Here is a 13,789-nt window from a genome sequence, read left to right on the forward strand (position 1 = left end):
CTGCTAGTATTCGTCATAATAGTAGAAGAATTCCTTCAATCATATCAATATTATAGAAGTATAGGAAGCTCGAAAAATTAGAATTCAATGTCTGGAGGGGACAATAATGAAATTCACGGATGGTTACTGGCAAATCAGAGAAGGTGTAGAAGCGCATTATGCGGTAGAGGTGCGCGATATCCGTACAGATGCAGATTCTATTACGGTATATGCGGCAGATAAAAAGGTTCAGCGCAAGGGGGACACCCTGAATAGTCCGTTATTAACGTTTCGTTACAGCTCACCTATTCCTGATGTCATTCGTGTACAGATTGTGCACCATAAAGGCAAGGTTGTGAAGGGGCCAGCGTTTGAGCTCAATACCGGGGAAACGCATGTTCAGCTTGTGAATAACGAGCAGGGAGCCAGTCTGACCAGCGGTAGGCTCAAGGTGGATATTTCCAGAACGGATACTTGGAAAATCGATTACCATTATGCCGGGAAACGCCTAACGGGAAATGGAAACCGCACTTCCGCTTATATGCGGACTCCGGGGAACCGCGCTTATGTGCGTGAGCAGCTTGATCTGGGTATCGGTGAATATATTTATGGCTTGGGCGAAAGGTTCACTCCATTTGTGAAAAATGGCCAGACGGTCGATATTTGGAACGAGGATGGCGGCACGAGCAGCGAGCAGGCTTATAAAAATATTCCTTTTTATTTGTCCAACCGCGGCTACGGCGTATTCGTCAACCATCCGGAAAAGGTATCGTTCGAGGTTGCATCGGAAAATGTATCGAAGGTGCAGTTCAGTGTGGAGGGTGAATCGCTTGACTATTTTATTATCGGTGGCGATACGCTCAAGGATGTGTTGAACAACTATACGACCTTGACGGGTAAACCTGCATTACCGCCAGCCTGGACGTTTGGGCTCTGGCTGACGACTTCTTTCACGACCAGCTATGACGAGGAGACGGTCAATCATTTTATCGACGGGATGATCGAGCGTGAGGTGCCCTTGCATGTGTTCCATTTTGACTGCTTCTGGATGAAGGAATACCAATGGTGCGATTTTGAGTGGGATAAGGACGTATTTCCTGATCCAGAGGGCATGCTGAAGCGGCTGAAGAGCAAGGATCTGAAAATCTGTGCATGGATTAATCCGTATATCGCGCAAAAATCGGCCCTGTTCGATGAAGGGATGGAGCAAGGCTATCTGGTGAAGAACAAGGAAGGCGATGTCTGGCAGTGGGATAAGTGGCAGGCGGGCATGGGGCTTGTCGACTTCACCAATCCGGCTGCGGTCAAATGGTATCAGGGTAAGCTGAAAAGGCTTGTTGATATGGGCGTGGACAGCTTCAAAACCGATTTCGGTGAGCGGATTCCGACGGGTGTCGTTTATTATGACGGCTCTGATCCAATGAAAATGCACAACTATTATACGCAGCTTTATAATAAAGCGACTTTCGAGCTGCTGGAGCAAACACTGGGTAAGCATGAAGCTGCGGTATTTGCCCGTTCGGCTACAGCTGGCGGTCAGCAGTTCCCGGTTCACTGGGGCGGCGATTGTTCTGCCAATTATGCTTCGATGGCGGAGACACTGCGCGGTGGACTGTCGCTTGGGCTGTGCGGTTTCGGTTTTTGGAGTCATGATATTAGCGGCTTTGAAAAAACGGCTCCACCTGATGTGTACAAACGCTGGGCCGCCTTTGGGCTGCTGTCTTCACACAGTCGTCTGCACGGTAATGAATCGTATCGGGTACCCTGGCTGTTCGGGGATGAAGCGGTGGATGTGCTGCGTCATTTTACCCAGCTCAAATGCAGCTTAATGCCGTATTTGTACAGTGTTTCAGTGGAAGCAATGGTTCGAGGCTTGCCCGTGATGCGTGCAATGGTGCTTGAATTTCCCGGGGACCGGGCAGCGCATCCGCTTGATCTGCAATATATGTTAGGTGAATCGTTGCTGGTCGCGCCGATCTTCAATGAAACGGGAGATGCTTCCTATTATATACCGCAAGGAATCTGGACGAATTATTGGACTGGAGAGAGAAAAGAGGGCGGCAGCTGGATAACCGAGCGTCATGATTATTTTAGCTTACCATTATGGGTCAGACCAAATAGTATGATTGCCGTCGGCAGTAATCATTTGCGTCCGGATTATGATTATGCTGATCATGTTGTTGTACATGCTTTCGAGCTGCAGGATCAGAGCGCGGCAGAAGCGGCCATCTACAGCACACAGGGTGAACTGGAGCTGACCGTTAAGGCTGAACGAACAGGATCAACGATTCATGTTCAGGCTATCGGTTTTCAGCATGCTTCCAAACCTTGGAGTCTCATGCTGAGAGGGATGACAGAGGTTGACAATGTGTTCGGTGCGGATTGGCAAGCAACGGAGCAAGGCATTCTTGTGACACCGGGAGCAGGTATCTCATCAGCAATTACCATAGAGCTATAGGCATAAACAAGCAGCTAGTCGAATAGGTATTGCGTATGGAAAGCAGCAGCGCCGTTAACCAGGAATAAATTCCTGACTAACGGCGCTGTTTGCTACGGTAATGCTTATGATATACGTTACGGTTTTGCTTATGTTTTAGGTTCGGTTCTTACCCATTGAACGCATAATCAAGCTAACGATAAACACGAGCACGATCGCACCGATAAGCGCGGGTAGTAGAGCAAAACCGCCCATTACAGGTCCCCAGCTTCCGAGCAGCAAACCACCCAGCCATGCACCAACAAAACCTGCAATAATATTTCCAATGATACCACCTGGAATATCTCTACCCATGATGAGACCCGCTAACCAACCGATAATACCACCAACAATTAATGACCATAAGAAACTCATTGTGTATTCCTCCTTTAATGTATGTTGCTTGACTTACTTGTTTACTTGCTTGCTTTTTATTAACCTTTCCAGATTGGTCTGAAACTATAAGTGGCAAGGCAAATTTTGTCGAGTAAAGCTCAAAATCGGTTTGATCTCAAGGAATTGTGGGTAGTTTACACGAAGATTTCAACAAATATGATATGATCATGAGTGTAGTTATTTGCCACTACAGTTGGTGAGGAAGGCAGATATATCAAACAAAGGGAGCGGAATGCGATGATATTGGAGGTTGCTATTTTACAAGTAAAACCAGGCTTAAGCAATGAATTTGAAAGCAGTTTTAGAAAAGCATCCCGGATCATCTCCCAGATGAACGGCTACATCAGCCATGAATTGCAAAAATGTGTAGAAGTGGACAATAAATATATTTTGCAGGTTAAATGGGAGCTGCTGAAGGATCATACGGTTGGTTTTCGAACCTCACCGGAGTACGAGGAATGGAAAGCTTTATTGCATCATTTTTACGATCCATTTCCAGTTGTTGAGCATTATATTCATATTCCGCTGGGTTTAAATGAAGAACCGAATTGACAATAGGGAACTGAGAAATACATGAATGGAATGGAGCGAAGCTGGTTGTCGAAGTATGATGAGCTGTTTATTGAACTGATATCGGATAATGCTGAAATGATGAACGATCTGTTGGTCGTCCGTTCCCTTGAGCTGCCTCATGGGTACATTGCTGCGGGATATGTCCGTAATTATGTTTGGGATTATTTGCATGGGTACCAGACGCGAACGCCATTGAATGACATCGATCTGATTTACTATAATAAAGACGAACTGGACGAAGAGGTTGAGAAAAAGCTGGAGCAGCAGCTAAGACAGGCAACCGGAAACCCGCTCTGGTCCGTCAAAAATCAGGCCCGCATGCACATTCAGAACGGCGATGCGCCCTATCTATCTATAGAGGATGCGATCAGCTATTGGCCTGAGACGGCAACGGCTGTTGCGATTACTTTGGAGACAGATAACCGAATAACCTATGTGTGTCCGCATGGTTTGGATGATATGTTTGAATGCAGGGTGAGGCAAAGCCCGTTGTTCAAGGATGAAGCCTATTATCAAAAGAGGGTGCGCGGCAAGCAGTGGGAAGCCATATGGCCGAAGCTTACGTTTATCGGACTATGACGGAGAATTACATAGAGGAGGGCACGATGATCGTACCGAATGACGTTTTTTTCCAATTAAATGAGCTGGTTGTTCGTGTCTCCGATGTGGATCACATCCGTCGATCCGAGCCATGGAGCCTGCAGTCTGAGATCCTTTCTTCTTATCAGGTTGTTTTTATACATAGAGGATCTGCAATTTTTGATATAGATGGAATTTCCACTCGTGTGGGACCGGGACATTTGTTGTTTTTGGCAAAAGGAAAAAAGGTTCAAGCCGCATCCGATTCCGCAGATCTATTGGTGATTTACAGGATCAGATTCAGTTATCAATCACCGATCCGTTCAACAGAAAAGGGGAATTTGTATCGGGAGGATGGTAAGGCGTTTCCCCTGGAAGGTGAATTTTATATACAGAGCCAACCACAGCTGCTCCTTCTGTGCGAGCAGCTTCACCATAGTATGAGCGAATTGGAGCATGGCCGCAGACACTATCGCCAAACTTGTCTCATACAGGAACTGCTGTACCTGGCAGCTTCAGAAATCGAAACAGGAGAGGAGCAGCAGCTGACGGCCATAGAGCGGACAGTGGAGTACCTGAATCACAATTACATGCTGCCCATTCAGCTCGATGCCTTATCGCGTCTTGCAGGCTTTAGCTCCAGCTACTACTCCCGCTTATTCAAGAAGCTCAAGGGAATCAGTCCAACCGCGTATATGACTATGCTGCGGATGAAGCGGGCGAAGGAACTGCTGATTGTTTCCCAAAGCTCCCTATCCGAAATTTCCAAGCATTTGGGATACAAGGATGAATCGTATTTTAGCCGTGTATTCAAGAAGGAAACCGGCTATTCACCTGCCTATTATATCAAGCTGCACAGCCAAAAAATTGTGGTCATGAAGTGTACCTTTAATGGTGATTTGGTCGCATTGGGTGTCACTCCATACGCATCGGTTCGGGTAGGCAGCAGTGGTGGAACTACTTTTGATGGGCTGCTGAATCATGTACCCCGAATATCTGCGGAAGGCAAGGCGTGCCAGAATGCTTTGATTCAGCTGCAGCCCGATATCATCGTATGTGACTCCCAGTGGGCCAAGTATAACAAAGATGCAATTCAGATTGCACCAACAGCGGTTATACCCTATTGGGATATTCCTTGGCGAGAGAGATTGAATCAAATTGCGGAGCTGGTAGGTAAGCGGAGGGAAGCGAAGGAATGGCTTCAGAATTACGACAGTCAGGCAGCACTGGCGAGTCGAAAGCTCAAAAGCGTCATAGGGGAATCGACGGTCATCATTCTCAGAATCGTCTGCGGCAAGCTGAGAATATATGGGGTTGAGCGAAATATTGGCAGTGTGCTGTATCAGGATCTGAAGTTAAATGCGCCTGCCGAGGTGAAGCAGATCAAATGGAGACGAACCATATCGTTAGAGCTGCTGAGTGAATTAAACGCTGACTATATACTGCTGATGGTATCCTCGCATAAAGCTGATCAGAAACTGCTGCGCAAGCTGCGTGCCAGTCAGGTGTGGAATAATTTGTCTGCTGTACGTCGGAAGCAATGCCTGGAGATAGATCTTTATCCATGGATCGATTACTCGGCGATGAGTCATAAGCTGATGATTGATGCCGCAATCGGTTTATTTGTGAAGCCGTGATGTCAGAATTGTCCAAGCTATTGAGCAAAAATGTTCATAGATTATTCGCAGCGCTCCAGATATAATTTTATAGCGAGCCCATGCACAGTCTCATTGATAATGATATTCATTATCTGCATGGAGCCTTGTTAATCATGATGATATCGATATGGGGGAATACTACATTGTTTACTTTAAGAAAGTCGATGCTGGTTGTGAGTATGGTTGGATTAGTGAGTGCATTCGTTCTGTCAGGTTGTGGATCCACTCCGGCTGCGGGTACAAATAAAGAGAAAACAGGTGCAGCGGCATCTGCAGGCAGTACAGCCAATACGAACACAGCACCAAGTCCGGCAGCGAGTCCGTCTGCAGCAGAAAAAACGATTAAGCATGTATGGGGAGAAACGAAATTCAAAGAGGTTCCTCAAAAAATAGTCGTTCTCGATTTCGCCTATGTGGATATGGTAACAGCGCTTGATGTGAAGCCTGTAGCTTCTGTCGGTATTGGCGATTCCGGTTTCCCTGAATATTTGAACGGCAAGTTCAGTCCGCAAAATGTGGCGAATGCCGGTCAGGCCAAGCAGCCTAATCTTGAAATCATTAAGTCCGTGAAGCCCGATCTTATTATTGCGAGCCCGAACCGTCATGAAATGATCAAAAAACAACTGGGCGAGATTGCTCCGACCGTCGCGTTGGATGATGGCAGCTATCAGGCGATTCTGGCCAACTTTACTTCACTGGCTGATGTACTCGGCAAGAAAGAGCAAGCGGACAAAGTTGTGAAAAGCATTGAAGGCAAGATCAAATCCGGTAAGGAAAAATTGACAAACAAGCCAAGTGTGCTCGTTGTTGGTGCCTTCGAGGATGACTCGACCGTATGGCTCAAAACCTCCTTCATTGGCTCATTGCTGAGTGAAGTAGGCACTAATTATTTGTTCGAAGGCAAAAAGGATTTGTCTGCTGCTGAAAGTAAAACAGACATTGCCAAAATCAATCTGGAGCGTTTGAACGAATACAATCCCGACTACCTGTTTCTATACGGAGAACCGAAAAAATGGGACAACAATCCACTCTATAAAAACTTAAAAGCGGTTAAAGAGAAAAAGGCACTTGAGGTTAGCCGTGATCTTTGGTCCAAAGGACGCGGGCCACTCGCTGCCGAGCTGATTCTGGATCAAGCTATACAAACCATGGCAGGCGGAAAATAAGATCAGGGGGTAGTTCACTGTGAATCGGCTGCAATCGAGCAGGAAGGGGCGGACTATGTCTGTCCCTTTTCTGTGTATCGGATTAATGACCCTGATGCTGGTTGTTGGTATTATTGCCCTCACATCAGGTGTCAAAGGATTGGGTTGGCATAATCTTTCGGAATTGATGAGTCTGGAGCCATCCAATCTGCTCGTGTATAAGGTCTGGTATGTAAGACTGCCACGTGCCGTGCTGGCTGTTATTGTGGGGGGCGGGCTGGCCGTAGCCGGATGCCTGCTGCAGGGGATCACACGGAATCCCTTGTCAGATCCTGAAATTATGGGGATTAATCAGGGGGCTGTGTTTTTTGTCGTGGCATCCCTGGCCTGGTTTGGATTGAAGGATGTAACGGCTACCATTCTGATAGCCGCCTTCCTAGGTGCGGCGGTTGGGGGCAGCATTGTCTATGGCTTGTCTCAGGTTTCCGGCTACACGGCCATAAGGCTGCTGCTGGCTGGGGTATCGGTTTCGCTATTCATGGGTGCGTTAACGACAGGACTTATTATTTTACACGATGACCGTTTGTCGGAAATTTTGTATTGGATGGCAGGCAAGCTGTCCGGAACGAACTGGACAGATGTACAGTTAAGCTTGATCAGCATCGTTCCAGCTATGCTTGCCAGTATGTTTCTGGCCAATCAATTCAACATATTCGTGCTTGGGGAGGATGCGGCGCGGGGGCTTGGACAGCACATTGTCTGGGTGCGCCGCGCAGCCTTTATTCTGGTTATTGTGCTTGTAGGGGGATCAGTTGCCTTGTGTGGGCCAATTGGATTCGTCGGATTGATGATCCCTCATATCGTTAGAGCGTGGATTGGAACGGATTATCGGATATTGATTCCGATCTCGGCGCTAACGGGTGCCTGCCTCCTGCTGGTGGCTGACACAGCCGGACAGTGGATTCTGTACCCTACTGATACACCTGTAGGTATTATAACGGCGCTGCTCGGAACCCCGTTTTTTCTGTATTTGATGCGCCGCAAAAGGGAGGAGGGTTAAATGCTGAAGCTGAATCCTCTACGTAGATTTCAAATTACCATGACCGCAGGCTGCGTGCTGCTGCTGGTCTTTGCCGTATTATCATTACGTCTTGGCGCCGTAGAAATTCCCTTCGAGCAGTTAATGGAGGAGCTGATCGCGCATTCCGGAGTAGTTTACGATTATCGGATGCCACGTTTGCTCATTGCGATGCTGATCGGCGTCAATATGTCATTATCCGGGTCGATCCTGCAAGGAGTGGCACGGAATCCGTTAGCCGCACCCGATTTGATGGGAATTACAGCAGGTGGAGGTCTCGTTACCGTGCTGATGATTCTGGCTGTGCCGAATTATTCGGCTGCTTCACTGCCACTGTTCGCTTTTATCGGGGCTGTGTGCGCCAGTATGCTGGTATACGGTTTGGCTTACAAAAATGGAATTAGGCCGGAACGTCTCATCCTCTGTGGGGTAGCGGTTAGCGGCGGTTTGCATGCATTGATTACACTGCTTGTTGTGAAATTTGCTCCGTCGGCGGCTCAGGCGCTGATTTGGCTAAAAGGAAGCCTGTATGCCCGCTCCTGGGAGCATGTCGATATGATATGGCCGTGGACAGTGATTGGCCTCCTGTTGGCATTGATGAGCAGCCGATATTTGAATACGTTGCTGTTAAGTGAAGAGACCGTTCGTGGACTGGGTATGCGTATCGAAACGGCACGGCTGTTCCTGATTGCCGTTGCTGTAGCCTTAGCGGCAAGTGTAGTTGCAGTCGCTGGTGCCATAGGTTTTATCGGGTTGATTATCCCGCATCTGGCCCGTCTGCTGGTCGGCTCGAATTTCCGATATGTCCTGCCGGTTTCCGCTTTGCTTGGTGCTGTATTGGTGAGCGCCGCCGATACGGTCGGGCGCATTATTATGCCTCCGGTAGAAATCCCAGTCGGGATTATGATATCTTTGATTGGAGCCCCGTATTTCCTTTATTTGCTGCTGCGCAGAAAGAAAAGGGTTTAGCGATAGGCGCTGCCTGCAGGGGCTACATTGACGGTCGGATGAGAGGAGCGAACCCATGACGCAACGAACATTGGTGATCAGCGATATTCATGGCTGCTACGAGCCATTTAACCAGCTTTTGGATCTGATGAGCTACGAGCCCAAGGTGGACCAATTAATATTGCTTGGGGATTATGTTGATCGAGGTCCGCACAGCAAAGAGGTTGTCGAGCAGATTAGGAAGATGGTTCAGGATGATGGCGTGATTGCGCTGCGTGGTAACCATGATCAGCGGTTCATCGATATCGTCCGGACTGAGGATCATCTGGTCAGCTCCAAATTTGTTGACCATGGCGGTAAACAAACGATGATGAGCTATCTGAATATCGATACAATCGATTATGCGATGATTCATGAAGAGCTGGAGACGTTCAAGCAGCTGGTTCGCACTGAGCATGCGGCACATGTGGCTTTTCTGGAGAGCTTGCCCTATTATTACGAGGCACCTGCTCATATTTTCGTTCATGCGGGACTGGACCCGAAATATGTGGATTGGCAGAATCAGCCGACCCGGGAATTTATGTATATCAAGGAACCTTTTTTCAAAAACAAAACGGTAGTCAATAAAGTTGTGGTATTCGGACATACGAAAACGAAAGATATTCAAGGAACGCCGGACATTTGGTTTGGTGGCGACAAGATTGGCGTAGACGGTGGCTGTGCGTTCGGCATGCAGCTGAATGGTCTGGAAATCACCGATACAGACACGTATCGTACATTCAAGGTTCAAGCATAGATGATTAGCGATGTTCTTGGCCTGGTTCTGTAGCTTGCATGAATTCGTTGTCTATGAGTCCCCTTGTTCCTTGCCGCGGTGTCGCCGGGAGGCAACGCCTTTGAACTTGAAGTCAGAAGGGGGGCGACCATACTGCTCCTTAAACTGTCGACTGAACAAATAAATATTACCGTAGCCAAGCGCCTCCGCAACCTGGGAAACATTCATAGAGGTCTCCTGCAAGAGATGGAGCGCCCGTTCCAGCCTTGCCTCAGTCATATAATGCTTCAAGGACATCCCCATATTTCGCTTGAACAGCTTGTTCAAATATTCAGGGGACATGCTGACTTGGTCAGCCAGCTCCTGATGACTGATCCGGTAACCCGGAACATCCTTGATAAGGGCAACAACACGCGAAAGCAGTTGTCCGTGCTTATCCTCCCTTAGTCGGGTTTCCGGAACATTCGCCTGGCTGCGGAGCAGTTGAAACCACAGCTGCTTCATAATCAGATCAAACTCCAATTCTTTCCACACGAATTTTCGTTCTTCCAGCTCCATAATCCGATTCAACATCGTTTCAAAAGCATACGTTTCCGTGATAACTGTATGCCGCTCAGGTATGTATGCACGGCTTGCCTCTTCTTCATGGGGAGGGGCATATTGAAAATGAATAAAAATGACCTGCAGCCGATCCTCGGACAGCTGTGTCGCCTGGGGAGTGTCACCAGGGCGAACGAGAAAGCAGCTGCCCTTACGGATCGGATAAGACTGTCCTTGAATACGCATTTCACCTCTGCCTGAAAGTGCATACCACAAATCATAGTCATGCAAAGGCGGCGGATTCCAGTTCCAGCCTTCCTCACAGCGTGCTTTTCCACTATTACCAGATAGGGTGAAAATAATTTGTTCTTGAAGCTTGTTGATATCCATGGAATCTCCGCCATCCCGTCCAAGATTCATTGTAGATCATTCACCAACTATTATAGCAAAATGTAAGGCGAAATGACTGTTTATGACGCTAAGCCTGCAAGTTATTGACGACATCAAGGCAGATGTATAACGCGAGCCCAGTGCTTCAGCATAAAGAAGCCTCCCAAACCACGTCTACCCGTGATTTAGGAGGCTTTGTGCTGTGCAGTTATATTCAACAAATCATGCATCGATATTTAAAGCATCAGACTCATACCAATGTACACTCAGCACTCGGCTTTGGTCATCTCATTTGTAAACCAGCGTTTGTATTCCTTCGGGGACATCTTGACAGCCGTTTCAGGTGCATAATGAAATTGCAGGGAGCGTCTGCGTTTCTCCGAGAAATTCGGTGGTGTACCATGAAGCGTCATCCCGTGGAAGATAAGAACACCGCCTGGTGCAAGCGGAACGATGACATCCTGCTCAACCCGTACACTGGTGTCGCACACCTGCCAATCGCGAACGGCATAATGGGGAACCGGACCCTCCATATGTGAGCGCGGGATCACGTGCATACAGCCGTTATCGGCTCCTGCAGGGTCAAGTGCAATCCATACGCCAATGACCGGTTTCTCATAAGTCAGATTGCCGTAAGCCATATCCTGATGCCAAGGCTTCTCGGCGCCGCCATGCGGAGGCTTCAATATTCCCTGCTGCTGCACAAGCTTGGGGGTGTCGGAGAACAGGCTGCTCAGCAATTGCATCATACCCTCATGGTAGGCAAGATGATGCAGACGCGGATCATGCTCGACAAAACGTTCGATTTTGCGAATCGCCAGCTCCTTCTCAAAGTCATTTTTCAGTTGATCGCGCGGCTTGACGAACTGCAGCTGGGGTCCCTTCACACGCTCCAGAATAATGTCCATAATCGCTTCGAGCGATGTGTTGACTTCTTCCTGATTGAAAACGTTATCAACAACCATATAACCCTGCTTCCAAAAATCGGCAATGTCAGCCTCGGTTACATTTGCCAACGAATCGATATGATTGGTTGCAGGATTGTCATAGCGATACATTGTGGCATTGATACGTTCAGCAAGTGCGACTTCTTCTTCTGTTCCATAATTATAAAGCGCTGGTACGGTTTCCATGTCGCTCACCTCTTATTTGTATTTGATAGTTGTATCTTAGCACCTGCGCATGTCCGCTTTGAATGCATTGAAACTGATAATCTTTATACTGAAACGGACAAATGAAATAAACTCAACAATTTGCAAGGTGATTTGTAGCGATTTGCAAGATTTTTTTAATGCATTCAAGAAACTGCGGGGCTATAGTAAGGTCTGGAACCGAGCACATCACAGGCCGATGGCTCCCCAAACGGCTGTTTCAATTTCATAAACGTAGGAGCGTGATACCCATTTCATCACCAATACACACGAGCGCTCAGCTGGGAGAGCGACCCCGACAGACATGGCTTAGCCTGCTCGGCCAGACACTAAGACGCGACTTATTTTTGTATCTGCTGATACTGCCAGGTATCCTCTACTTCCTGATTTTCAAGTACATTCCGATGTGGGGAGTATTGATTGCCTTTCAGGATTACTCGCCTTATCTCGGATTTCTGCATAGCGACTGGGTTGGGTTAGAGCATTTTGAGCGGCTGTTTGCTAATCAGGACTTTTACCGGATTTTCCGTAACACGATGGTCATTAGCCTCCTGAATCTGGTGTTTTTCTTTCCGCTGCCGATTGTACTGTCGCTGCTGATGAACGAAATACGCCGGGAATGGTTTAAGAAAACGATTCAATCCATCGTATATTTGCCGCATTTTCTATCTTGGGTCATCATTGTTGGAATCAGCTTTCTGATGCTGTCCAAGACGGAAGGGGTCATCAATCATCTGCTCGAATATATCGGTCTGAACCGGATTGATTTTTTGACAGAGCCGGACTACTTTTGGGCTTTGCTGACACTGCAATCGATCTGGAAGGAGGTTGGCTGGGGGACGGTTATATTTCTCGCGGCGATTGCCGGGGTAGATACGCAGCTGTATGAAGCCGCCCGGATGGATGGTGCAGGCCGGCTGCGCCAAATGTGGCATGTCACGCTGCCTGCGATTCGCAATGTGATCATTATTTTGCTTATACTGCGGATCGGCCATATTATGGATGTTGGTTTTGAGCAAATTTACCTGATGATGAATGGGGCTGTATCCGAGGTGGCCGAGGTGTTCGATACGTATGTGTATCGGGTGGGCGTGCTGCAGGGGGAATTCAGCTACAGCACCGCTGTCGGACTGTTTAAATCCATTATTGGACTTGTGCTGGTCATCGGTGCTAACAAATTAGCGAAAAAATTCGGAGAGGAGGGCGTCTATTGATAAACACTACGATAAAGCCAAGCTACGCTGAGCGCGCGTTTCAAACGGGGATTATCGTCGTGCTGTCCCTGGTCGGATTGATTTGTCTCTTTCCCTTCTACTACATTGTCGTTGTATCGTTTGCAACACCGGCGGAGTTCAGGCTGGGCGGGCTGCTGCTGTTTCCGAAGGCGTGGACGCTGATCTCGTATGAGTATATTTTATCGACCAAGGCTTTTGTCAAATCGGCAGGGATCAGCGGCTTTCTGGCGATTGTCGGTACGGTAGCGAGTCTGATTGCCACCTCCACACTATCTTACGGCTTGTCCCGTAGAAGGCTGAAGGTGCGCAAGCTGCTGATGTTGATGATATTGCTGACGACATTGTTCAATCCCGGCATCATTCCCGGCTATCTGGTGGTGAAGGAGTTGGGTATGATCAACAGCATCTCTTCACTAATTATTCCGGTGCTGACCAATGGCTGGTATGTGCTGTTGATGAAAGGATTTTTTGATTCGATTCCGCCAAGTCTGGACGAAGCGGCACGCATTGACGGCTGTAACGATATTAGCGTCTGGTTCCGAATTATTTTACCGCTGTCTCTACCTTCGCTGGCTGCCTTTGGACTGTTTTACGCAGTGGGCTATTGGAACACGTTTTTTACCGCTGTGCTGTACATCAACAACCACGAGCGGTGGCCGCTGCAAATTTTATTGCAAAATATGCTAATCGATTCCTCTACCGCCATGGGAGTGAATGCGCTCGTCGAGACGGGTATGCAGAATATTCCGTCGGAAACGAAAAAAATGGCGGCTGTCGTCATCTCCACGTTACCTATTCTTGTGGTGTACCCATTCCTGCAAAAGCATTTTGCCAAAGGAGCCATGGTCGGCTCTGTGAAGGAATGA

At 48.0% G+C, this 13,789-nt stretch carries 13 protein-coding genes; 10 read left to right on the plus strand and 3 right to left on the minus strand.

Annotation, left to right across the window (positions count from 1 at the left end; translation table 11 throughout):
- Positions 1–106 precede the first annotated feature (106 nt).
- Positions 107–2,437, plus strand: coding sequence for an alpha-xylosidase (yicI, locus tag NST47_RS04235; RefSeq protein WP_341154015.1), 2,331 nt, complete (start codon positions 107–109; stop codon positions 2,435–2,437).
- A 135-nt stretch (positions 2,438–2,572) separates the two neighbouring features.
- On the opposite strand, the gene NST47_RS04240 is transcribed toward yicI, so the two are convergent.
- The gene (locus NST47_RS04240) at positions 2,573–2,830 is read right to left on the minus strand and encodes a GlsB/YeaQ/YmgE family stress response membrane protein (RefSeq protein WP_076230926.1); all 258 of its coding nucleotides are present in this window, start codon (positions 2,828–2,830) and stop codon (positions 2,573–2,575) included.
- Positions 2,831–3,088: 258 nt separating this feature from the next.
- On the opposite strand from NST47_RS04240, the gene NST47_RS04245 reads away from it, so the two are divergent.
- The 7 genes from NST47_RS04245 to NST47_RS04275 all read left to right on the plus strand — a co-directional run bounded on the left by NST47_RS04245 (position 3,089) and on the right by NST47_RS04275 (position 9,628).
- Positions 3,089–3,403: an antibiotic biosynthesis monooxygenase family protein gene (locus tag NST47_RS04245; protein ID WP_341154016.1), complete on the plus strand. Its 315-nt coding sequence runs from the start codon at positions 3,089–3,091 to the stop codon at positions 3,401–3,403.
- A gap of 96 nt (positions 3,404–3,499) precedes the next feature.
- A complete protein-coding gene (locus NST47_RS04250; RefSeq protein WP_341159602.1) occupies positions 3,500–4,003 on the plus strand; it encodes a nucleotidyltransferase family protein in 504 nt (167 codons plus the stop codon).
- Positions 4,004–4,029: 26 nt separating this feature from the next.
- Positions 4,030–5,640 carry an AraC family transcriptional regulator gene (locus tag NST47_RS04255; protein ID WP_341154017.1) on the plus strand — a complete coding sequence of 537 codons (1,611 nt, stop codon included), beginning with the start codon at positions 4,030–4,032 and terminating at the stop codon, positions 5,638–5,640.
- A 134-nt stretch (positions 5,641–5,774) separates the two neighbouring features.
- A complete protein-coding gene (locus NST47_RS04260) occupies positions 5,775–6,827 on the plus strand; it encodes an ABC transporter substrate-binding protein (protein WP_341154018.1) in 1,053 nt (350 codons plus the stop codon).
- A 55-nt stretch (positions 6,828–6,882) separates the two neighbouring features.
- Entirely contained in the window at positions 6,883–7,866 is a 984-nt protein-coding gene (locus NST47_RS04265; protein ID WP_341154019.1) for a FecCD family ABC transporter permease, read from the plus strand.
- Positions 7,867–8,853: a FecCD family ABC transporter permease gene (locus NST47_RS04270; RefSeq protein ID WP_341154020.1), complete on the plus strand. Its 987-nt coding sequence runs from the start codon at positions 7,867–7,869 to the stop codon at positions 8,851–8,853.
- Between the two features lie 55 nt (positions 8,854–8,908).
- Positions 8,909–9,628, plus strand: coding sequence for a metallophosphoesterase family protein (locus NST47_RS04275; protein WP_341154021.1), 720 nt, complete (start codon positions 8,909–8,911; stop codon positions 9,626–9,628).
- Between the two features lie 51 nt (positions 9,629–9,679).
- On the opposite strand, the gene NST47_RS04280 is transcribed toward NST47_RS04275, so the two are convergent.
- Positions 9,680–10,567 (minus strand): helix-turn-helix domain-containing protein, encoded by an 888-nt coding sequence (locus tag NST47_RS04280; RefSeq protein ID WP_341154022.1) that lies wholly within the window; start codon positions 10,565–10,567, stop codon positions 9,680–9,682.
- A 236-nt stretch (positions 10,568–10,803) separates the two neighbouring features.
- Positions 10,804–11,670, minus strand: a complete 867-nt coding sequence (locus NST47_RS04285) for a phytanoyl-CoA dioxygenase family protein (RefSeq protein WP_341154023.1) — start codon at positions 11,668–11,670, stop codon at positions 10,804–10,806.
- A 299-nt stretch (positions 11,671–11,969) separates the two neighbouring features.
- Between NST47_RS04285 and NST47_RS04290 the strand changes: the two genes are divergently transcribed.
- Together NST47_RS04290 and NST47_RS04295 are read left to right on the plus strand one after the other, a co-directional pair.
- Positions 11,970–12,902: an ABC transporter permease gene (locus NST47_RS04290; protein WP_341159603.1), complete on the plus strand. Its 933-nt coding sequence runs from the start codon at positions 11,970–11,972 to the stop codon at positions 12,900–12,902.
- Positions 12,899–13,789 (plus strand): carbohydrate ABC transporter permease, encoded by an 891-nt coding sequence (locus NST47_RS04295; RefSeq protein WP_445667348.1) that lies wholly within the window; start codon positions 12,899–12,901, stop codon positions 13,787–13,789. Before NST47_RS04290 ends, NST47_RS04295 begins: the two co-directional genes overlap by 4 nt.

The sequence above is a fragment of the Paenibacillus sp. FSL H8-0034 genome (genome assembly GCF_038000305.1).
Classification (GTDB): Bacteria; Bacillota; Bacilli; order Paenibacillales; family NBRC-103111; genus Paenibacillus_S.